23 protein-coding genes are annotated in these 21,136 nt (G+C 61.7%); 1 reads left to right on the top strand and 22 read right to left on the bottom strand.

What is annotated here, in order from left to right:
• Positions 1 to 233: 233 nt before the first annotated feature.
• The 14 genes from CPH89_RS30220 to phnC all read right to left on the bottom strand — a co-directional run bounded on the left by CPH89_RS30220 (position 234) and on the right by phnC (position 14,053).
• The gene (locus tag CPH89_RS30220) at positions 234 to 3,104 is read right to left on the bottom strand and encodes a M10 family metallopeptidase C-terminal domain-containing protein (RefSeq protein ID WP_104814115.1); all 2,871 of its coding nucleotides are present in this window, start codon (positions 3,102 to 3,104) and stop codon (positions 234 to 236) included.
• Between the two features lie 468 nt (positions 3,105 to 3,572).
• Entirely contained in the window at positions 3,573 to 4,322 is a 750-nt protein-coding gene (phnP, locus tag CPH89_RS20070; protein WP_053255205.1) for a phosphonate metabolism protein PhnP, read from the bottom strand.
• Positions 4,313 to 4,876, bottom strand: a complete 564-nt coding sequence (gene phnN, locus CPH89_RS20065; RefSeq protein WP_053255204.1) for a phosphonate metabolism protein/1,5-bisphosphokinase (PRPP-forming) PhnN — start codon at positions 4,874 to 4,876, stop codon at positions 4,313 to 4,315. Before phnN ends, phnP begins: the two co-directional genes overlap by 10 nt.
• Positions 4,876 to 6,024, bottom strand: coding sequence for an alpha-D-ribose 1-methylphosphonate 5-triphosphate diphosphatase (locus CPH89_RS20060; protein ID WP_053255203.1), 1,149 nt, complete (start codon positions 6,022 to 6,024; stop codon positions 4,876 to 4,878). The genes phnN and CPH89_RS20060 overlap by 1 nt, the downstream gene beginning before the upstream one ends.
• Entirely contained in the window at positions 6,014 to 6,733 is a 720-nt protein-coding gene (gene phnL, locus CPH89_RS20055) for a phosphonate C-P lyase system protein PhnL (RefSeq protein ID WP_053255202.1), read from the bottom strand. Before phnL ends, CPH89_RS20060 begins: the two co-directional genes overlap by 11 nt.
• Complete coding sequence (phnK, locus tag CPH89_RS20050) at positions 6,733 to 7,545, bottom strand: phosphonate C-P lyase system protein PhnK (protein WP_053255201.1); 813 nt, start codon at positions 7,543 to 7,545, stop codon at positions 6,733 to 6,735. Before phnK ends, phnL begins: the two co-directional genes overlap by 1 nt.
• Entirely contained in the window at positions 7,542 to 8,408 is an 867-nt protein-coding gene (locus CPH89_RS20045; protein WP_053255200.1) for an alpha-D-ribose 1-methylphosphonate 5-phosphate C-P-lyase PhnJ, read from the bottom strand. Before CPH89_RS20045 ends, phnK begins: the two co-directional genes overlap by 4 nt.
• Positions 8,401 to 9,477, bottom strand: coding sequence for a carbon-phosphorus lyase complex subunit (locus CPH89_RS20040; RefSeq protein ID WP_053255199.1), 1,077 nt, complete (start codon positions 9,475 to 9,477; stop codon positions 8,401 to 8,403). The genes CPH89_RS20045 and CPH89_RS20040 overlap by 8 nt, the downstream gene beginning before the upstream one ends.
• Positions 9,477 to 10,067, bottom strand: a complete 591-nt coding sequence (phnH, locus tag CPH89_RS20035) for a phosphonate C-P lyase system protein PhnH (RefSeq protein ID WP_053255198.1) — start codon at positions 10,065 to 10,067, stop codon at positions 9,477 to 9,479. Before phnH ends, CPH89_RS20040 begins: the two co-directional genes overlap by 1 nt.
• Positions 10,067 to 10,504 carry a phosphonate C-P lyase system protein PhnG gene (phnG, locus tag CPH89_RS20030; protein WP_053255197.1) on the bottom strand — a complete coding sequence of 146 codons (438 nt, stop codon included), beginning with the start codon at positions 10,502 to 10,504 and terminating at the stop codon, positions 10,067 to 10,069. The genes phnH and phnG overlap by 1 nt, the downstream gene beginning before the upstream one ends.
• 11 nt (positions 10,505 to 10,515) lie before the next feature.
• The gene (gene phnF, locus CPH89_RS20025; RefSeq protein ID WP_073636930.1) at positions 10,516 to 11,220 is read right to left on the bottom strand and encodes a phosphonate metabolism transcriptional regulator PhnF; all 705 of its coding nucleotides are present in this window, start codon (positions 11,218 to 11,220) and stop codon (positions 10,516 to 10,518) included.
• Positions 11,221 to 11,256: 36 nt separating this feature from the next.
• Positions 11,257 to 12,039: a phosphonate ABC transporter, permease protein PhnE gene (gene phnE / locus CPH89_RS20020; RefSeq protein ID WP_003210621.1), complete on the bottom strand. Its 783-nt coding sequence runs from the start codon at positions 12,037 to 12,039 to the stop codon at positions 11,257 to 11,259.
• Positions 12,040 to 12,185: 146 nt separating this feature from the next.
• Positions 12,186 to 13,187 (bottom strand): phosphonate ABC transporter substrate-binding protein, encoded by a 1,002-nt coding sequence (phnD, locus tag CPH89_RS20015; protein WP_053255195.1) that lies wholly within the window; start codon positions 13,185 to 13,187, stop codon positions 12,186 to 12,188.
• A gap of 32 nt (positions 13,188 to 13,219) precedes the next feature.
• The gene (gene phnC / locus CPH89_RS20010) at positions 13,220 to 14,053 is read right to left on the bottom strand and encodes a phosphonate ABC transporter ATP-binding protein (protein WP_053255194.1); all 834 of its coding nucleotides are present in this window, start codon (positions 14,051 to 14,053) and stop codon (positions 13,220 to 13,222) included.
• A gap of 610 nt (positions 14,054 to 14,663) precedes the next feature.
• Here phnC and CPH89_RS20005 point away from each other — a divergent pair.
• On the top strand, positions 14,664 to 14,939 hold the full coding sequence (locus tag CPH89_RS20005; protein WP_017136205.1) for a DUF6124 family protein: 276 nt from the start codon (positions 14,664 to 14,666) through the stop codon (positions 14,937 to 14,939).
• Positions 14,940 to 15,103: 164 nt separating this feature from the next.
• Here CPH89_RS20005 and CPH89_RS20000 read toward each other — a convergent pair whose 3' ends face one another.
• Genes CPH89_RS20000 through CPH89_RS19965 form a run of 8 tightly spaced genes read right to left on the bottom strand, consistent with a single transcriptional unit; the run spans position 15,104 to position 21,079 of the window.
• Entirely contained in the window at positions 15,104 to 15,499 is a 396-nt protein-coding gene (locus tag CPH89_RS20000) for a hypothetical protein (RefSeq protein ID WP_053255193.1), read from the bottom strand.
• A gap of 15 nt (positions 15,500 to 15,514) precedes the next feature.
• Positions 15,515 to 16,699 (bottom strand): c-type cytochrome biogenesis protein CcmI, encoded by a 1,185-nt coding sequence (gene ccmI / locus CPH89_RS19995; RefSeq protein ID WP_053255192.1) that lies wholly within the window; start codon positions 16,697 to 16,699, stop codon positions 15,515 to 15,517.
• The gene (locus CPH89_RS19990) at positions 16,692 to 17,165 is read right to left on the bottom strand and encodes a cytochrome c-type biogenesis protein (protein ID WP_053255191.1); all 474 of its coding nucleotides are present in this window, start codon (positions 17,163 to 17,165) and stop codon (positions 16,692 to 16,694) included. Before CPH89_RS19990 ends, ccmI begins: the two co-directional genes overlap by 8 nt.
• The gene (locus CPH89_RS19985; RefSeq protein ID WP_053255190.1) at positions 17,162 to 17,698 is read right to left on the bottom strand and encodes a DsbE family thiol:disulfide interchange protein; all 537 of its coding nucleotides are present in this window, start codon (positions 17,696 to 17,698) and stop codon (positions 17,162 to 17,164) included. The genes CPH89_RS19990 and CPH89_RS19985 overlap by 4 nt, the downstream gene beginning before the upstream one ends.
• On the bottom strand, positions 17,695 to 19,683 hold the full coding sequence (locus CPH89_RS19980; RefSeq protein ID WP_053255189.1) for a heme lyase CcmF/NrfE family subunit: 1,989 nt from the start codon (positions 19,681 to 19,683) through the stop codon (positions 17,695 to 17,697). Before CPH89_RS19980 ends, CPH89_RS19985 begins: the two co-directional genes overlap by 4 nt.
• Before the next feature lie 3 nt (positions 19,684 to 19,686).
• Positions 19,687 to 20,154, bottom strand: a complete 468-nt coding sequence (gene ccmE / locus CPH89_RS19975) for a cytochrome c maturation protein CcmE (RefSeq protein WP_053255188.1) — start codon at positions 20,152 to 20,154, stop codon at positions 19,687 to 19,689.
• Positions 20,151 to 20,327 (bottom strand): heme exporter protein CcmD, encoded by a 177-nt coding sequence (gene ccmD, locus CPH89_RS19970; RefSeq protein ID WP_003172771.1) that lies wholly within the window; start codon positions 20,325 to 20,327, stop codon positions 20,151 to 20,153. Before ccmD ends, ccmE begins: the two co-directional genes overlap by 4 nt.
• A complete protein-coding gene (locus tag CPH89_RS19965) occupies positions 20,324 to 21,079 on the bottom strand; it encodes a heme ABC transporter permease (protein ID WP_053255187.1) in 756 nt (251 codons plus the stop codon). Before CPH89_RS19965 ends, ccmD begins: the two co-directional genes overlap by 4 nt.
• Positions 21,080 to 21,136: the final 57 nt, after the last annotated feature.

Below are 21,136 nucleotides of genomic sequence, written 5' to 3'. Positions count from 1 at the left end.
ACATCCTTTACAAGACCAAATAACGGGCCTTTCCATACACGGCCCACAAGCCCCGGAAATCCTATTTACCGGGACCAATAAGCTGCCATATGAAAGTACAACTCACCAACCCCGATATTATTTCCGAAGAAGTACTTAAACAATAACAGTCACACAATCAACACGGTATCCGACACTGATTGTATTAACTGCCCTTTCGGAGCCCAAGAAAGCGCCGCGTATGCTCCGGGCCGTCAAAGATACGTATCAGGCTTCAGTGCCAGGCCTATAACATCCTCCGGGCTTATTATCCGTGTACTTTTAATCAGAAACTCCGTTTTGCCTCCACCGGTCAAATCGACTGCCAGCAAGTAACGCCCGGTTACCGTATTGAACTTTATGATCGTATCGCCCGCCTTGCCGGTGTACTTGTCCACAAAGTTCAAATCGACACCCGCACTCTTGCTCATCTGCGACAAATCGATTTTGTCCTTGCCAGTGGTGAAATCCATCAACAGGTCCGCACGCTCGCGGGTCGAGTCGGAGGCTGCGTTATATTTGAAGGTGTTCCAGCCGCCGCCACCGGTCAGGTTATCGGCTCCCGCGCCGCCAATCAGGATGTTGTCTGCCTCATTGCCACTCATCCTGTCGTCGCCACCGCCACCAATGGCATTCTCGATGACGGTTTTTTCGGTGATAAACACATTATCTTTCAACCCACCCACACTGGAATGGGTTCCCCCGTTCAAGCTGATGACCTGACTCTGGGTGAAGCCGGAAAAATCAAAGGTATCGTTACCGCTCTTGTCATGGACGGTGAAGTCCGGCTTGTCGGCGGCGGACGTCAGGGTCATATGAGGCTTGCCCGTGTTGGAGTTGAAGCCGTAGATCGTATCGTCCTTCTCTTCTCGTCTTGGATCTGGCTTTGGATCCGGCTTCGGATCCGGCTTCGGGTCTGGCTTCGGATCCGGCTTTGGATCCGGCTTCGGATCCGGCTTCGGGTCTGGCTTCGGATCCGGCTTCGGATCCGGCTTCGGGTCTGGCTTCGGATCCGGCTTCGGATCTGGCTTCGGATCCGGCTTCGGATCCGGCTTTGGATCCACCCCGTCACTAACCAGGACATCACCGGCCTTGATCTCACCGATACTTTTCACCAACAGATCAACCTTGCCATCGCCCTTGAGATCAATGGCCAGACTGGCTGTGTCGAACTGCGAGTCGTAGTTCAAAACGGCTTGACCCGCCTTGCCCGTCAACACACTGACGAAATCCAGTTTACGGATGCCGGCAGCACTCATGAGTTTTGACACATCAATCTTGTCGGTGCCGCTGATGAAATCCATCAGCAGGTCAGGCGCCTCAGGCGTTGAATCACTGATCTGTTCATACACAAACGTGTCAGCGCCACCGCCGCCCCACAACTTGTCCGAACCGCCCCCACCTTTGAGTCGGTTACTCACGTGATTTCCGATCAACAGATCATTGCCCGCACCACCAATGGCATTTTCAATGATGCTGGAAGCGTCGATCGAGACGTTAGCTTTCGTGCCACCCACGTCAGAAGCCGATCCGGAATGAAGGTCGATGATCTGGTTCTGGTTGAACCCCGAGAAGTCGAGCGTATCGATACCCTCGGCGTCCTTTACCGTAAAACGGGGTTTATCACTGGAGGAGGTGAGGCTAGTGGCGGGATCACCGCTATTGGAGTTGAAACCGTAAGTGGTGTCCGTGTTGCGAGGTTTTGGGTCGGGCTTCGGATCCGGTTTGGGGTCAGGATTGGGATCATCCGGCTTGCCCCCTTGTTCAAGGACATCCCCACGCTTGATCTCTCCTTTGCTTTTTACATAGAGATCCGCCTTGCCATTTCCCGAAAAGTCGATGGCCAGGCTTCCCTCTCCGGTGTTGTGGTCGAAGCTCAAGACCGCATCGCCTGGCCGCCCCGTCAAGGCACCGAAGGTAAGCGCCTTGATACCGGCAGACTTAAGCGCGCCAGAGACGTCAATCTTGTCGGAACCGCTGGTAAAGTCCTTGATCAGATCAGGGCTCTCGGGCGTGGAGTCACTCGCCCGATCGTAAATGAAGGTGTCCCCGCCACCACCGCCCAGCAGCTCATCTGCCCCTCCACCGCCCTTCAGGCGATTGGCAACCTGGTTGCCCACCAAGGTGTCTTTACCCGAACCACCAATGGCGTTCTCTACCACCACGCCCTTCGCAACCGAAACGTTTCCCTTGAGCCCGCCGATGTCGGAGAACGCCTCAGTATTGAGGTTGATCGTCTGATTCTGTGCAAACCCCGAGAAATCCAGCGTATCGATGCCACCGCCATCCCACACCGAAAAAATCGGTTTCTCGGTGCCGTCTTTCAGGCTGTAAAAGTCTCGATCGGTGTTGGAATTAAAACCGTAGGTGGTGTTGGTATTCCGGGTTTTAGTATTCACGCCATAAACACGCTGAATCGCCGCGATATCATCAATCATCGGAGCGGCAGGCATCCGCGAGTTGAAATCATGCCCCGGCTGATTACGCTCAGACCAGTAACTCATGACACTGCGGGCCCTGGTATCTTCCGCGTAATCGGCGTTACTGTCATAGCTGCCCCCGCCATTGTAGCCACCGGGGTGCTCAAGACCGATGGCATGTCCCAGCTCATGCACAGTCGTCAACAGAAAGTAACTGCCCAGCGGTGGAGTACCGTCAGCATTCGCCGTACCAATATTGGCCGAAACATTGTAGAAATGTTTATTCGGAAGTAACGCCCACCCACCACCATAATCAGGAATATCTTTAATGGTTATTGAACCATCCGCACCCGCGGCACCTTCCTTGAAAGTGATATTGGCCAAGTCCGCCCATGACTGTAATGCTAATAGGGCACGCTCTTTTTGTTGCGGAGTAAACCCACCGGCAAAGTTGTAAGAGATGATTGTTTTTTTATCGTCATTTCGATCGTGAAACTTGTAACCCCCTCGGGTGATGTGCGCGGCCGCTTGATCCGTCGTGAAGGATGGTTTTTTCGCCGACGCACGGGAAACCGTATGATCTGGCTTATCAGGAAAGACGGCCAGCGATTCAATATCGGAGTTTCGTGTGTAACAGGTGAAGGATGGAGCAACTAAAGAATTCATAAACCAAATAGGCCTCTCACTACTAAAAGTAACCAACTCACAAAATGCGAGTCATAACCTCGACGACTTAGCCGTCAAAGCCCGGTTAAGTTTCCATAGAGAAAGGCAATATTCCAACTACCACTTTATTTCAAAACAGCCACACTAAAAACCATGTATCAAGTTACCTGGCAACGCCATCAACCTTTACAAACTCGCCCCAAAGACAACTCACCACGCCCGCCCAACCAATTGTTTTATATATGGAAATTTAATGAAAATCAAAAGACGCCAGACAATTGGAACCGTTCAACAAAGCAAAAAGTTACACTCACACTAATCACCACTCACAAATCCCACCCAAACACTTAGCCCCCCTCGCAAACGCTGCAAAGTACTTCATTAGAACTTAATACATTCTTACTCTTAACTAAACGCTCGTCCTACGGCTTTCATGCCGGAATCTTCAAACAGGCCAACCCGAGCCCACTACAACACCCGCCCATCCCAGCCTACGGTGACGTTGCGCGGCAACTCGCGCCGATGCTGCAACAACCACGCATCCAGCGTATGCCCCACATGAGTCAGCACGCCCCATTCGGCGCCGACCTCCTCAATGCACTGCAACGCCAGCGTCAAATCATTGTGGTTACGCGGTGCCTGCGGCTGCGGCGGCATGGAGCAGTCGAGCACCAGCACATCCAGCGGCTCGCGTTGCAGCCAGTCGCGGGTGGCGGGTGGCAGGCCAACAGTGTCGGTGAGGTAGGCGATGCGCCGCCCCTCGCCTTCCAGCAGGTAACCCAAGGTGGGTTTGGAATGCAGCAGCGGTAACGCCGTGACGCTCAGCTCGCCAAAGCGGCGGGTTTCAAACTCGGCAAACGGCTGGCTGAAATCGAGGACGCCGGGGTGCTTGTACAGGTCGGACAAACCTTCCGCGTCCACCGGACCATGCACCGGAATCACCAGCCCCTGGCCCCAGCGCAAATGCAGCAGGCCCTGGGCGTGATCGGCATGATAGTGCGTCTGGAAAATCCCGTTGAAGCTGCGCGGCGGGAAGCGTTCGGTGAGGTCGGGCAACCCGCTGTCGATCAACCAGCGCTGGTCGCCGCACTCGATCAATGCGCTGCATGGGCGGCGTCGCAGGCTTTCGTCGCTGCGGGCCAGACCACAGGCGGCGCACTCGCAGCCGTACACCGGGACTTGCCGCGCGTCTCCGGTGCCCAGCAGTGTCAGGCGCATGCCGGTTGCCCGTCGAGGCAGCCCAGCAAGCGCTCGACCGTGTGTTCCAGTTGGCCGGAATTGTCGAGCAGGAACACGTCTGCTGCCGTGCTCAAGCTGTCGGCGAACCGGGCATTGCGCGCCAGCCGCAGATCAATGTCCGCCAGGGATTCACGGCCCCGCGCCAGCAAGCGCTGGCGCAACACCGCCTGGTCCACCGTCAGCAACACCACCAGCAGGTTCGGGTAACGCAGCCGGGTTTGCGCCAGATGGCTACGGGAGCCGTTGACCAGCACGTCGTGCCCCGCCGCCAGCCATTCATCGATCTCCCGGGGGATGCCATAGGACAACCCGTTGGCGTGCCAGCTGAGGGCAAACGCGCCCTCGGCCTCCATCGCGGCAAACTGCGCCGGGCTCACACCCTGCGCGGCCTCGCCCACCGCTTCCGCCGAGCGGGTGATGACCCGCCGCACAATGCGGCAGCCCCGCTCGGCCAAACGCGGTCGTGCGGCATCCAGCAGGCTGTCCTTGCCCGAACCCGATGGTCCGATGAGATAGATCAACCTGCCCGCCATCAAAACACCCTCTTCGCTTGTCGCCAGACTTGTTGGACCACTGGCAGTCCGTCGCGGCTTTTTTTCGCTTGCACCAGATCGGCCCGCAGGCCCACGGCGATTTCGCCGCGATCACTCAGGCCCGCAGCATGTGCCGGCGCCAGGCTGATCATCTTCACCGCCCGGGAAAGATCGCCGCCGTCCTGCTGATCGGCCAGCACGAACGCCGCCTGCAGCAGGCTGGCCGGGTAGTAGTCACTGGAAAGTATATCCAGCAATCCCTCGGCAGCCAGGCCGGCGGCGGCCACATTACCCGAGTGGGACCCGCCGCGCACCACGTTCGGCGCGCCCATCAGTACTTTCATGTTCAGTTCCTGGCAGCCCCGCGCCGCTTCCAGGGTGGTGGGGAATTCGGCGATGGTCATGCCGTAGCCCGCCGACTCCTCGACATGTGCCAGGGTTGCATCGTCATGGCTGGCCACCGACAGCCCGCGCGTCAGGCAATGCTCGACGATCGCGGCGCGGTAGCGGTCGCTGTATTCCTTCGAGTTGGCCATTTGCAGCTTGATGAACGCATCCATGGTCTCGTCGTTCAGGTGGTACTTGCCCATGTAGTACTCACGGTACTTGGATTCGAGCACGAACTGGCGCTGGCCCGGCGAGTGGTCCATCACCGACACCAGGCGCACCAGCGGGTTTTCCACCAGGTCGCGAAACACGCTCAACGTGTCCGGGTGGCACAGCTCGCAACGCAGGTGCAGGTGGTGTTCGGCACGGGTCAGGCCGGCGCTTTCGGCAGCGGCAATGGCGTTGAGCATCGCCGGCAGTTTCTGCATGCGGTTGCCCTTGGGGTTCACATCGCCGATGGACACCGCGTCGAACACCGTGGTGATGCCGGCCGCGATGATCTGCGCGTCATGGCTGAGCACCGCCGAGGTGGACGGCCAGTCCACGCCGGGGCGCGGGGTCATGTGTTTTTCCAGGTTGTCGGTGTGCAATTCCACGAGGCCCGGCAGCAGGCAATCACCGTCCAGGTCCTGGGCCTGGGGCAACTGGCTGCGGCCTTCGGCGATGTCGACGATCAGCCCGTCACGCAGCACCACCGAGCCAAGAAATACACGGTCAGCGGTGACGACCTGGGCATTACTGAGGATCTGCTCAGCGGGCATGGGCGTATTCCTCTTGGGCAACAGGCGCGGGGGTCATGTCGAAATGGCGGTCGGCGACCGCTTCACGGGCGGCGCGGTCGTGGAAGATGCCGATCAAGGCGGCACCGGCTGCCTTGGCTTCGTTCATCAGTTCCAGCACCACCTGGCGATTGCTGTCGTCGAGTGACGCGGTGGGTTCGTCCAGCAGCATCACTGGCCAGGCCACCATGAAGCCGCGGGCGATGTTGACCCGCTGTTGTTCGCCACCGGAAAAGGTGCCGGGCGCCAGCTGCCACAGGCGCTGGGGAATGTTCAGGCGGCTGAGCAAAAGTTCGGCACGGGAGCGCGCCAGGTCCCGGGACCAGCCGCGGGCCAGGGCCGGCTCCATCACCACGTCCAGGCAGGCCACACGCGGGATCACCCGCAGAAACTGGCTGACATAGCCAAGGGTCTGCTGGCGCACTTGCAACACCTCACGGGGCTCGGCACCCACCAGCTCCAGCCATTCGCCGAGGTGCTGCACGCGGATGCTGCCACCCGCCGGCAGATAGTTGCCGTACAAGGTGCGCAGCAAGGTGCTTTTACCGGCGCCGGACTGGCCGTGCAGCACCAGGCACTCGCCGCCTTTCACGCTGAACTCCACCCCGCGCAGCACGTTCAGCACCACGCCGTGTTGCTGGTGCAAGGTGAAGGTTTTCGAGAGGTCACGGACCTCGATCAAGGCATTCATCATGGCTGCAATACCGAAGACACCAGCAGTTGAGAGTAAGGGTGCTGTGGATCGTCGAGGATCTGGTCCGTCAGCCCGGTTTCCACCACCCGCGAACGGCGCATCACCATCAGGCGGTCGGCCAGCAAGCGTGCTACGGCGAGGTCGTGGGTCACGATCACCACGGCCAGGTCCAGCTCGCGCACCAGGCCACGCAACAGGTCGAGCAAGCGCGCTTGCACCGACACGTCCAGGCCGCCGGTGGGTTCGTCCATGAAGACAAGACGCGGGCTGGAGACGAGGTTGCGGGCGATTTGCAGGCGCTGTTGCATGCCGCCGGAGAAGGTCCGGGGCAAGTCGTCGATGCGTTGCGGGTCGATTTCCACCTGGCTCAGCCAGTCCAGACCCGCGCCGCGCAGCTGCTGATAATTACGCACGCCCTGGGCCATCAGGCGCTCGCCAATGTTGGCGCCGGCCGAGACGCCCATGCGCAAGCCGTCCCGTGGGTTCTGCTCGACAAAGCCCCATTCGGTGCGCAGCAAGGTGCGGCGCTCGGCTTCGCTGGCGCTGTACAGGTCCAGCCATTCGCCGTCCTTGCCGCGATAGCCAATGTTGCCGGCCTGGGGCGGCAGGCGACCGCTGAGCAGCGAGAGCAAGGTGGATTTGCCCGAGCCCGACTCGCCGACAATCCCCAGCACTTCGCCGGGATACAGGTCGAAGCTCACGCCCTGGCAGCCCTTTTCCGGGCCGTACAGCAGCGACAGGTCACGCACTTGCAACAACGGCTCGACGGGCACGCTCAGCGGTGGTTGTTTCATCAAGGCCTGGATCATTGGTTGCTCTCCTTCACCCGTTGGGCGCAGTACCAGGTGTCGGAACACACAAAACTCTGGGTGCCGGCGTCATCCAGAATCAGCTCATCGAGGAACGAATCGTGACTGCCGCAGATGGCGCAGTTGTGTTCCCACTTCTGCACTTCGAAGGGGTGGTCTTCAAAGTCCAGGCTGTTGACCTGGGTGTACGGCGGCACCGCGTACAGGCGCTTTTCGCGACCGGCACCGAACAGCATCAGCGCCGGGCTCATGTCGAGTTTCGGGTTGTCGAATTTCGGGATCGGCGAGGGGTCCATCACGTAGCGCTCGTCCACCATTACTGGGTAGGCGTAGCTGGTGGCGATATGGCCGAAGGTGGCGATGTCTTCGTAGAGCTTTACGTGCATCACCCCGTAGTCATTGAGGGCGTGCATGGTGCGGGTCTCGGTTTCCGACGGCTCGATAAAGCGCAGCGGCTCCGGGATAGGCACCTGGTAAACCATGATCTGGTCGGCCTGCAACGGAGTTTCCGGGATGCGGTGGCGGGTCTGGATCACCGTGGCGTCCGGGGTGCTTTCGGTGGTGGCAACCCCCGCCGTGCGCGCGAAAAAGCGGCGGATCGACACGGCGTTAGTGGTGTCGTCGGCGCCCTGGTCGATCACCTTGAGCACGTCGTCGGCCCCCAGAATTGCGGCGGTCAATTGCATGCCGCCGGTGCCCCAGCCGTAAGGCAGCGGCATCTCGCGGCCACCGAACGGCACCTGGTAACCGGGGATCGCCACGGCCTTGAGCAAGGCGCGGCGGATCATGCGTTTGGTCTGCTCATCCAGGTAGGCGAAGTTGTACGCCGGGTCACGCGCAGGCGTTTGAGTCAGGTCATTCATGGCGGGTGCCCTCGGCCGGTTGGCGCAGTTTGCGGATCAGTTCCAGCTCGGACTGGAAGTCCACGTAGTGAGGCAATTTGAGGTGGGACACAAAGCCCGCCGCCTCGACGTTGTCGCAGTGGGACAGTACGAATTCTTCCTGCTGGGCCGGCGAGACGATCTCTTCGTTGAACTCGCTGGCCCGCAGCGAGCGGTCCACCAGGGCCATGCCCATGGCCTTGCGCTCGGCATGCCCGAACGCCAGACCGTAGCCGCGGGTGAACTGCGCCAGCTCGGTGGCCGAGCCGACGAACTGGTTGACCATCTCGCACTCGGTGACTTCGATGCTGCCCAGGCAGACCGGGAAACCCAGTTCTTGCGGGTCGATCCACACCTCTACGTCGCCAATGCGAATCTCACCGGCGAATGGGTGGTTGCGGCCGTACCCGCGCTGGGTGGAGTAACCCAGCGCGAGCAGGAAACCCTCATCGCCACGGGCCAGGGCTTGCAGGCGCTGGGCACGGTTGGCCGGGTATTCCAGGGGGTCGCGGGTGATGTCGGCGACGCTGCCGGTGTCGTCGGATTCGTTCTTGATCAGGCCTTCCTTGGCCAGCAAGCCCAGCACCCGCGGGCACGCTTCCAGAGTCGCATCCGGTGCGGTTTGCGGGCCAGGGTATTCACCTTCGGCCAGCAGCGCAAAATCCAGCAGGCGATGGGTGTAGTCGAAGGTCGGGCCCAGCAGTTGGCCGCCCGGCACGTCCTTGAACGTGGCCGACAAACGTCGGCTCAACGACATCTGCGCGGTGTCGATCGGCAGGCTCGGGCTGAAGCGCGGCAACGTGGTGCGGTAGGCCCGCAGCAGGAAGATCGCTTCCACCAGATCCCCCGCCGCTTGCTTGATCGCCAGTGCGGCAAGCTCCGTGTCGTACAACGAGCCTTCGCTCATCACCCGGGCGACCGCCAGCGGCAGTTGCTCGCGGATCTGCTCCACGTTCAGTTCAGGAATGGATGTATCGCCCCGGCGTTTTTTCGCCAGCAGGCGGTGGGCATTGTCGATGGCCTGTTCGCCACCCTTGACGGCTACGTACATCAGGCACGCTCCTGTGCAATTCGGGTACTGCGTGGCAGGCCGATCAGGTGATGGCCGGCGGCGAACAACACGTCCAGGCCACGTGGAAAGGTTTCGCGGCGTTGGCGCTCCAGCCAGAAGGCTTGAGGCACCGGCAGGTTGACCTGACGCTGGGTCTTGATCCCCGGGCCTTGCCAGTTCAAGGCGCGACCGGCTTCCAGGTCGGTCAACTGGACCAGCAAGGTGCAGGACTGATCGGGGTAGCGGTCGTTGCCGTGGTCGAAGCCGCCGAGGTCGAGCAAGTCCTGTTCACCGAGCAAGGCGAACGCGGCCTCTTCCCGGCGTGTGGTCAGCGGGCAGCCGCAATGGAAGGCCAGGTTGGCGCGAATCAGCGGCGTGTCGAAGCTCGGTGCCAGCCACAGCGGCGTGTCCGTATCCAGCAGTGCCAGGCACAGCGCGTAGGTGCCCGGCGCTAGGCCTTCAAGGCTTGGCGCTGCGGGCAAGGACTGGATCAAACCGGGCTCGGCGAGGGCCTTGAGGGCGCCGCGAAAACCGCGCTGGGCATCCAGCACCGGGTCTACGAACGCCGGTTGCAAGAGTTGGGCATTCATCAGTTTTCTCCTCGAACCAGGGTGAAGAACTCGACCTTGGTGGCGGCGGTGTCGGCCTCTTTTTGCGCCCGGCGTTCGGCCTGGGCGTTGGCCAGCGAGCGGATCAAATCGCTGAGCCAGATGCTCGGGTGCGCGCCCTGCAAATGCGCATCCGCCAGGGCCGCCAGCTCGGCGTGGACCTTGTCGCGCCCGGCCAGGTAGCTGTAGCCGGTGCGGCCGTCGGCCAGGCGCACCACGCAGCGGGTGACGCTCATTTCGCCGACGTTGAACGGCGCACCATTGCCGCCCATGCGGCCGCGCACCAGGGTCATGCCGATTTCCGGGGCGCGGATCAGTTGGTAATCCACGTCGCGCAGGGCGTCTTCATGGGGCAGCAATTCACTGCGAAAGGCGCGGGCGAGCACGCCGATCCAGTGTTGACGCGGGGACAGGTTCATCGGGGTCTCCATCAGGTCACCACTTGGTACTGGAAGCGATCGGAACGGCTGGTGGACTGCGCCAGCTCCACCGGGCGGCCGTCGCGATCGCGGGAAAGGGTGAATACCGTCAGCGCCGGCAAATGCCGGGGCATCATCAGCAGCGCGGCTTCGTCGCGGTTGGGCAAGCGCGCGCCGATCAGGCTGTGGGTGCGGGTCAACGGCAGGTCGCGCTCGCGCAGGTAATGGCGCAGGGAGCCGCCGTTGTAGTCCGCCAGCAACGGCGCACGGCTGGCGCAGTAGCGGTGGCGGATCAGGCTGACCGGCTGGTGATTGAGCTTGCGCAAGGTTTGCAGCTCGATCATCGGTGCCATCTCGGCGATGCCCAGTTGCTGCGCCTCTTCGCGGCTGGCGAAGCAGTAGCGGCGCTTGAGCAGCAGCGCTTCCACGCCCACGCCCTGGGCCGACAGCGATTGGCTGTAGGAGGTCTCGGCGCCCATCGGGTAAATCAGCGGGCGGTCGAGCACTTGGGTGCCCTTGCCCTGGCGGCGCAACAGGCTGCCTTCGAACACCAGCTCATCGATGGCCCGGCGCAGGGTGTGGCGGTTCACGCCAAAGCGTTCGGCCAGCTGCACCTCGCCCGGCAGGAAGTCGCCGGCCTGATAGCTGCTCAGTTCGCGGCGCAGGATATCGGCGAGTTCGCGGTACACCGGCTCATCTTGTCTAGACAACTGCATGCTTAAAAAAAAGCGCCCTGGGGCACCCCTCCGTAGTCAGATGAACTGCTTGCGCAGGCGTTGGGACAGCACGTCGATACAGCTCACCACCACGATGATCACCAGCAGCACCGCGCAGGTCTGCACGAACTGGAAGGCGCGGATGTTCTCCCACAGGATCACGCCGATCCCGCCGGCACCGACCATCCCCACCACCGTCGCCGAGCGCACGTTGGCTTCGAAACGGTAGAGCGCGTAGGACACCCACAGCGGCATCACTTGGGGGATCACGCCGTAGATCACCTCTTGCAGGGCGCTGGCGCCGGTGGCTCTGACGCCTTCAACCGGGCCCGGGTCGATGGCTTCGACGGCTTCGGCGAACAGCTTGGCGAGCACGCCGGTGGTGCTGATCCACAAGGCCAGAACACCGGCGAAAGGACCGAGGCCCACCGCGACCACGAACAACATCGCGAACACCATTTCGTTGATCGAACGGAAGGCATCCATCACCCGGCGCAGCGGCTGGTGGATCCACCATGGGGTGATGTTGTCGGCGCACAGGATGCCCAGCGGCACCGAGCAGACAATCGCCAGCACCGTGCCCCAGAGGGCGATTTGCACGGTGACGATCATCTCCTTGAGGTAGGAGCGCCATTCGTGGAAGTCCGGCGGGAAGAAGTCGGCGGCGAAGGTCGCCATGTTTCCGGAGTCGCGGTACAGCGCCAGCGGGTTCATTTCGGCGCCGTGCCAGGCCCAGGCCAGCAGGATCAGGAACAGGCCCCAGCCGAGGTACTGCGGCCAAGTCCTTTTGCCCACTGCTTCAGCATGCAAGGTAGTCATGGGTCACTCTCAATAAGTGTGTGGGCAAGGCTTATGTGGGAGCGGGCTTGCTCGCGAATGCGGTGACTCAGTCGCCGGATGCGTTGAATGACACACCGTATTCGCGAGCAAGCCCGCTCCCACATGAACCCGATTCCTACAGGGGGTTAGCCGTTGGCTGCGGTCTTCTTGTCCAGCTCGGTGATGCGCTCTTGCAGCTTGGCCAGGTCGGCGTCGATGTCGGCGAGCTTCTTGGCCTTGTCGGCGGCCTCCAGCTTGTCGTCGGCGCTGATGGTGGTGCGCTGCTTGAACAGCTCCAGTTGGCGGATCGGCAGCAGTTGGTCGTCGCTGGACTTGAGGAACTTGCCCAGTTGCATGTTCTTCAGCACGGCCTTCTCTTCGTCGGTGTCACCGTAGTTGGCGAAGAAATCGCGGATCTTGGTTTTCTCGCTGTCGCTCAGGGCCTTGCTCCACACCATCGGGTCGGCGGGGATCAGCGGCGACTTCCAGATCACCTTGAGCAGGGCGGCCTTGTCGGGCTGGGTGACTTCCAGGCGGTCCCAGCTTTCGGTGTTGAAGGTGGCGACGTCCAACTGCCCCTTGGCCACGCTCAGTGCGTTGACTTCATGGCTGGAATTGAGGGTGCGCTTGAAGGCGGTGGCGGCATCAACGTGGTTCTTGGCGAACACGTAGTAGCCCGGTACCAGGTAGCCCGAGGTGGAGTTCGGGTCACCGTTGCCGAAGGTCAGGTTCTTGGCGTTCTTGAGCATGTCATCGACGTTGTTGATCGGGCTGTCCTTGCGCACGATCAGCACGCTCCAGTAACCGGCTGCCCCATTGGCGGCAGCGGTCTGGGCGAAGATTTCGCCGTTGGAACGGTCCACCGCTTCCATCGCCGCCTTGTTGCCCAGCCAGGCCACGTCGACCTTGTTGAAGCGCATGCCCTGGATCAGGCCGGCGTAGTCGGAGGCGAAGGTGGCGTTGATGGTGAGGCCGGTCTTCTTGTGCATGTCATCCAGAAAGGGCTGCCAGATGCTCTTGAGGTTCTGCGAAGACTCGGTGGACATGATGCCGAAATTGATCGCCTTGTCGACGGCCTGGGCATTGCCCATGGCCACGCTGGCGAGCAGCACGGCAGACAGAAACACATGACCGATACGGTTCAACATGGAGAGGATTCCTGTGGGTCGTTATTGGGGTTTCAAGCGCGAGCCAGGGCCAACCGTGCGGGGACGACGGTGGTGCGGGTCTGGTCGGAAAACATCAGGCTGGTGTCGACATCGGCACCGTACAAATCATTGAGGAACTGGCTGCTCAGCTCGCTGGCGTGGCCATCGAAGTGAATTCGGCCGCCCTTGAGCGCCACGGCTCGCGGGCAATAACGCATGGCGTAATCGACTTGGTGCAGGGTGACCACCACGGTCTTGCCGTCGCGACCGTTGATGTCGGCGAGGATCTCCATGACCTTGCGGGCCGACTCCGGGTCCAGCGAAGCGATGGGTTCATCGGCGAGGATCACTTCGGCGCGCTGGGTCAGGGCCCGGGCAATCGCCACGCGTTGCTGCTGGCCGCCGGACAAGGTGGAAGCACGTTGCGCGGCCAGGTCCGCCAGGCCGACGCGGGCCAGGGACTCCATGGCGAACTGTTTTTCCTCGGCATTGAACAGGCCGAGGTTGCCACGCCAGCGCGGCATGCGGCCCAGGCAACCGAGCAGCACGTTGTCGAGCACACTCAGGCGGTTGACCAGGTTGAACTGCTGGAAGATGTAGCCGATGTCGGAGCGCAGGCGCCGCACCTTGCTGTTCAACCGGCCGCTGGCCTGCACTTCCCGGCCGAGCACCTTGACGCTGCCGCCATTATTCTTGTCGCAACAGGCCAGGCCCGCCAGGTGGCGCAGCAAGGTCGACTTGCCGGAGCCGGAAGCGCCAATCAGCGCGACCATCTCACCGGTGGCAACGGTAAGTTCGAGGTCGACTAATGCGGATTTCTTCGCAAAGGTCTTGTTCAAGTGATCGACATGGATAGCGTGAGTCATGGGCTTCTCTGTCTGGTCTGAACAGCCACACAAGGGCTGCGGTTGAGTTCAAACGACAGTAGGCGCGGGAGGTGTCAGCGCTATTACTTGCACATGACTGCACGGGGGCGGATTGATGAAGGTTTTGTGAAAGGTTGCAAAGCCACCACAATCCCCTGTGACCGATCGTTCCCACGCTCTGCGTGGGAATGCCGCCTGGGACGCTCTGCGTCCCGAATCAGGCGAAGCTTTGCGCAACGGTGACGCAGAGCGTCACGGGATGCATTCCCACGCGGAGCGTGGGAACGATCGGTAACGACGTATAGCTCCCTCTTTTTAGCTGCCCTCTTGTTAGGACCTGCCCTACACATCTTTCAGGTTGCGTCCGAGCAACCTCGCCGCTAACCTTCGCGGGTCGCTGCAAAATCAGCGAACGGGTGTGGTAGCCCGGTTCTTTCATAGATCCCCAAAACGCTTACGGGCGTTTTTTTGTGCGGGCTGCTTTGTGGCGGCTGTGCACGGGAGGCTTCGGCCTGCCGGGTTTCTATGACCGGTCTACCACCCCGTGTACAGTCGCCTCCTTACATCGTGTGGTAGCGAAATGGAGGTGCTCATTCATAGGAGCTTCACCATGAAAAAAGTCACACCCAATCCCCCGCCATCCACCTCGGATGACACCCCACAAACCCCACCCAACCTCATCTTCACCGTCCGCCCCGGCCTCAGTACCGAAGTTGCCTTGAGCAATGCCAGCGAGATGCTGGAATCGGCGACGGTGTGTGCCTACGACTGTGCTGAGCATTTGGACGGCTCAAGCCGCAAACAGGTGCTGGCGGTGGTGCAGATGGTTGAGATTGCGCAGTTGTTGGTGGATCAAGCGCTGAATCGCGAGTGCCCCGTGGCCTGATGGCTGAGGCGATCTAGTGTGGGAGCTGGCTTGCCTGCGATGGCGGTGGGTCAGTTGGCAGATGGGTAGCTGATACACCGCTATCGCAGGCAAGCCAGCTCCCACAGTGGATTGCATTTCAAGTTGAGTAATAAAAAAGGCGACCTTTCAAAGGTCGCCTTTTGTCATTGCGCGTACTGCTTGCTCAACCCCGGTGGCACGCCGTGCACGTCGGTGTCTTCCCATGGCCCGTTCGGGCTGATGGAGCGGGTCCAGCCGTTGCTCCAACGGTAGTAGGTGCGCTGGCGGTAGAAGGTGTCGGGCTGCTCGTCCAGCACATACACCTGCATCTTGCCGTCCCAGTGGCTGGCGGCGCCCGGCGGCGGGGCGAAGGTTGGCGACTTGCTCGGCAGCGGTTTCGGCGCTGGGGTTACCGGGCCGGAAGGCTTGGTGCTGGGTTGAGTCGACGGGCCCGACGGCGGGATGGTCGGGCCGGTGGGCGCGGGAGGTGGCCGGTGGACCGCACAAGCGCTCAGGCCGAGTACCAGGCTGAGCAGGGTGATGCGTGCAAGAGCGGTCATAGGCGTTTCCTCGATTTACTGGTCCGGACGGTCGATGGTCAGCTTCTGCAAGGCAGTGGTGCTGCTGGCCAAGGGTTGGCTGCGGCCGATCCATTCGCCAGTGGTCGGTTGACCGGCCCGGGATATGCGCGCAACCAGTTGGACTTCGGGGAAGTTCGACAGTTTCAACTGCGGCATCATCGCGTCAGCATCGCCCAGTTCGACCGTGACCGGCAGTTCGGCAACAGTGACGCGCTTGGCGGCCAGCGGCGCCGGCGGACCGTTTACGGCACGGGCGAAGATGAACACGCTATCGGTTGGCAAGGCGTTGGCCTTCACCTCGGCAGACAGGTCCACACGCACGGTCATCACGGTTTTTTGCGCGACGGTGCCGCCGCTTTCCTTGAGCTTCTCGGCCGCGCGGTCGATGCCACCTTGCAGGGCAACACGTGAATTATCTTCAGGTGGCAATTGCGCCAGCAGACGATTCCAATAGTCGATTGCTTCTTGGTAGCGCTGACCTTCAAAAGCGGCAATGCCAAGCAAACCAAGGCTGGTCACTTCTTTCGGGTCCAGCTTCAACGCCTCGTCGGTCAACGCCTGAACCTTGGGCGACCATTGCTTGTTGTCGGCAAAGTACTGCGCCTGAGCCCACTGACCGAGCAGCTCCGGCTGGCGACCGGCTAACGCCACGGTGCGTTCGAAGACTTTCGCCGCATCAGCCGAACGGTCCTGGGCCATGTAGGCGCGACCGAGGAAGTACAAGCCTTCCGGCGAGTCCGGCTGGGCAGCGGCGGCACGCTCCAGGCGCTGGGTCATGTCTTGCATGGACACCGGCGGCTGGGAGAATTCGCGAGTCAGTTCGACCTTGTCGCTCGCCCCGTAATGCAGGTACAGCGCAACGCCGAGCACCGGGACGAGAAACGCCGCCAACAACGGCAGCGGTTTGCCCAGGCGCGATTCGCGGGGCTTTTCCACGCCTTCGGTGTCAGCCAGCAGCTCGCGGGCCGCTTCGGCGCGGCCGGTGTCGAGTTGCGTGGCATTCAGCACGCCTTCGTCCTGCTGCACTTGCAGCTCGGCCACGCGTTCTTGATAAAGCGCCACGTTCAGCGCGGTGCGATCCTCTTCACGCTGGGCACGGCGACCGCGCAATACAGGGATCAACAGGAAACTCAGGGCAATCAGGAGCAGCAACCCTGCTGCGAGCCAAAAATCAATCATCAGTCTTGGTGTCCAGCAATTGGTCGAGGCGTTTGCGTTCGTCCGGGGAGAGCGCATCGGAACCATCAGTCGGCGCAGCGCGGCGACGGCGCACGATCACGGCCATCACCACCACACCGGCCAGCAACAGCCCGGCGGGGCCGAACCAGAGCAGCGCGGTCTTGCCGGTGAGGGCCGGTTTGTAGCGCACGAAATCACCGTAGCGGTCGACCATGAAGTCGATGATCTGCTGATTGTCCTTGCCCTCCCCCAGCATGCGGAAGATCTCTTTGCGCAAGTCGGCGGCGATCGGGGCGTTGGAGTCGGCGATGTCCTGGTTCTGGCACTTGGGGCAGCGCAGTTCCTTGGTCAGTTCGCGAAACCGCTCGCGGTCTCCGTCCTTGGCGAATTCGTAGGTGTCGATGGCGGCGTGAGCCACGCCGGCCAATCCCAACGCCAGCACCGCAGCGGCTAACAGACGCTTCATGGCTTGGCCTCATCGACCAGCGCCTGGTACTTGGCGGCCAGTTGCTCACGCCAGACCACTTCGTCGATCACGCCGACGTATTTGTCGCGGATCACGCCCTTGGCATCAATGAAGAAGGTTTCCGGGGCGCCGTACACGCCAAGGTTCAAACCGAGGTTGCCGTCTTCATCGCGGATATCCAGCTGATACGGGTTGTGGAACTCCGCGAGCCATTTCAAGGCCGCCGCATTGTCGTCCTTGTAGTTGATGCCGTAGATCAGCACGCCCTTCTCGGCCAGTTTGTTCAGCACCGGGTGTTCGACGCGGCACGAGATGCACCAAGTCGCCCACACGTTGACCAGCGCCGGTTTGCCCAGCAGGTCGGCCTGAGTCAGGGTCTTGTCGCCCTGCACGGTCTTCAGGCTGAACGCCGGGAAAGGCTTGCCGATCATCGCCGAAGGCAACTCGGCCGGGTCCAGGTACAACCCGCGATACAGGAACACCGCCATCACCAGAAAGGCCGCCAGCGGTAACACCATCAACCAACGCTTCATGCCGCCGCTCCTTGCAGGCCGAGAGCTTCGCGCACACGGCTTTTTACTTTGACGCGATAACGCCGGTCCAGCGCGGCCAGCAACCCGCCGAAACCGGTGAGCAAGCCGCCGAACCAGATCCAGCGCACGAACGGTTTGACGTGCACGCGCACCGCCCACGCGCCGTCGCCCAGCGGCTCACCCAATGCCACATAGAGGTCGCGGGTGAAACCGGCGTCGATCCCGGCTTCGGTCATCATCGAGCTTTGCACGGTGTACAGACGTTTTTCCGGATGCAACACGGCCACTTCCTGGCCGTTGCGCACCACACGGACGGTGCCTTTGTCGGACGTAAAGTTCGGGCCTTCAAAGTGCTTGGCGCCGTCGAAGATAAAGTGGTAACCGGCCAGGTCCATCGACTCACCCGGCGCCAGGCGCAGGTCGCGCTCGGCGCTGTTCTGGCTGGAGAGCACCACGCCGAGGGCGCACACGGCGATGCCGAGGTGGGCGATTTGCATGCCCCAGTAGCTGCGGGTCAAGGTTGGCAGGCCTTTGATCAGGCCCTTGTGGCGGGTCTTGTCGACAATATCGCGCACGCCGGCCAGCAACACCCAGGCGGCGAGCAGGAAGGTGGCGAGCACCGCCCAGTTGAAGTCGCCGTAAGCGATCCCGGCGATCACCGCCAGGGCCACACTGCCCAACAGCACCGGCATCAGCATGCCGGCCAGCCATTTCACCGGGGTGTCTTTCCAGCGCACCAGCACGCCGACCGCCATCACCACCATCAACAGGCCCATCAACGGAATAAACAGCGCGTTGAAGTACGGCGGGCCAACGGACAGCTTGGCACCGCTCAAGGCATCCAGCACCAGTGGGTAAAGGGTGCCGAGCAGGATCATCGACGCGGCGACGACCAGCACCAGGTTGTTACCGAGCAGCAGGGTTTCCCGCGACCACAGGTTGAAACCGACCTGGCTCTTGACCACCGGTGCACGCAGGGCGAACAGGGTGAGCGAGCCGCCGACCACAAACAGCAGGAAGATCAGGATGAATACGCCACGCTCAGGGTCGGACGCAAACGCATGCACCGACGTCAGCACACCCGAACGCACAAGGAAGGTGCCGAGCAGGCTGAGGGAAAATGCCGCAATGGCCAGCAACACGGTCCAGCTCTTGAACACGCCGCGCTTTTCGGTGACGGCCAGCGAGTGGATCAGTGCCGTACCGACCAGCCATGGCATGAACGAGGCGTTTTCCACCGGGTCCCAGAACCACCAGCCGCCCCAACCGAGTTCGTAGTAAGCCCACCATGAACCCAAGGTGATACCAATGCCCAGAAAGGCCCAGGCGACGATGGTCCACGGCCGCGACCAGCGCGCCCAGGCGGCATCGAGGCGCCCGCCGAGCAAGGCGGCGATGGCGAAGGCGAAGGCCACCGAGAAACCGACGTAACCCATGTAGAGCATCGGCGGGTGCACGATCAGGCCGATGTCCTGGAGCAGCGGGTTGAGGTCATGCCCGTCTGCCGGGATCTGCGGCAGGATGCGGCTGAACGGGTTGGAGGTCATGATCAGGAACAGCAGAAAGCCGATGCTGATCATGCCCATCACCGCCAGCACCCGTGCCAGCATGACTTGCGGCAATTGGCGCGAGAACACCGACACGGCGAAGGTCCAGCCGCCGAGGATCAAGGCCCACAGCAGCAACGAGCCTTCGTGGGCACCCCACACGGCGCTGAACTTGTAGTACCACGGCAGCGCACTATTGGAGTTATTAGCCACATAGGCGACGGAAAAATCATCGGTCATAAAGGCGTAGGTCAGGCAACCGAACGCGAACACCAGGAACGCAAACTGACCCCAGGCGGCCGGCTGGGCCAGGCTCATCCACAGGCGGTCGCCGCGCCAGGCACCGAGCAACGGCACCACGGCCTGGACGATGGCGAAGCACAGGGCGAGGATCATCGCCAACTGGCCCAGCTCCGGAATAAACAGTGCGGACGTCATGGCTTAGCCCTCCTTGGCAGACTGTGAAGGGGCGCCTGGGGCGGATTGGCCGCTGTCCTTGAGGGCTTTGGTGACCTCGGGCGGCATGTATTTCTCATCGTGCTTGGCCAGCACCTCATCGGCAACCACGACGCCGTCGGCGTTGAGCTTGCCCAGGGCAACGATGCCCTGGCCTTCGCGGAACAGGTCCGGAAGGATGCCGCGATAAGTGATCGTCACCGCTTTGTTGAAGTCGGTGACCACAAAGGTCACGTCGAGAGAATCGCCAGAACGCTTCAGCGAGCCCTTCTCCACCATGCCGCCGGCGCGGATGCGCGTGTCCAGCGGGGCGTCGCCATTGGCGATCTGGGTGGGGGTGTAGAACAGGTTGATGTTCTCCCGCAGGGCACTCATCGCCAGGCCCACGGCAACACTCACGCCGACCAGGATGGCCAGGATGATCAACAGACGCTTTCTACGCAGCGGATTCACTTTTCGGTCTCCCGGCGCAAACGACGCGCCTCTTGTTGCAGGTAACGCTTGCGGGCCAGGATCGGCGCGGCGACGTTGAGGGCCAGCACTGCCAGGCAGATGCCATAGGCCGTCCAGACATACAGGCCATGATGGCCCATGGCGAGAAAATCACTGAAAGAAGCAAAACTCATCCACGCGCTCCCAGGCAGCTTTGCACTTCGGCCTTGACCCAACTGGCGCGGGCTTCACGCTTGAGCACCTCGAGGCGCATGCGCATCAGCAGCACCGCGCCGAAGAAGCAGTAGAACCCGAGCACCATCAGCAGCAGCGGCGCCCACATTTCCACCGGCATTGCCGGTTTTTCGGTGAGGGTGAAGGTGGCGCCCTGGTGCAGGGTGTTCCACCACTCCACCGAGTACTTGATGATCGGGATATTGATGACGCCGACGATGGCGAGCACCGCGCAGGCCTTGGCAGCGCTGTCGCGGTTACTGATCGCGTTGCCCAAGGCAATCAGGCCGAAGTACAGGAACAGCAGGATCAGCATGGAGGTCAGGCGCGCGTCCCACACCCACCACGAACCCCAGGTCGGTTTGCCCCAGATTGCGCCGGTGACCAGCGCCACGGCGGTCATCCACGCGCCGATGGGCGCTGCGCATTGCAGCGCCACGTCGGCCAGCTTCATCTTCCACACCAGGCCGACGACGCCGCACACGGCCAGCATCACATAGCAGGATTGGGCCAGCATCGCGGCGGGCACATGGATATAGATGATGCGAAAGCTGTTGCCTTGCTGGTAATCCGGCGGCGCGAAGGCCAGGCCCCACACCAGGCCGATGCCGATCAGCAACAGGGCTGCGATGCTCAACCACGGCAGCAGCTTGCCGCTGATGCCGTAAAACCATTTGGGCGAGCCGAGCTTGTGAAACCAGGTCCAGTTCATTGCTGTTTCCGTCACGGTTGTTTCTCGTCGTTGCGAGAAACTCAGGGTCTTTACTGG

Source organism: Pseudomonas fluorescens (assembly GCF_900215245.1).
In the GTDB taxonomy this organism is placed as follows: Bacteria; Pseudomonadota; Gammaproteobacteria; order Pseudomonadales; family Pseudomonadaceae; genus Aquipseudomonas; species Aquipseudomonas fluorescens.
Note: the sequence above shows the minus strand (reverse complement) of the source record. Positions and strands in the feature narration are given on the sequence as shown.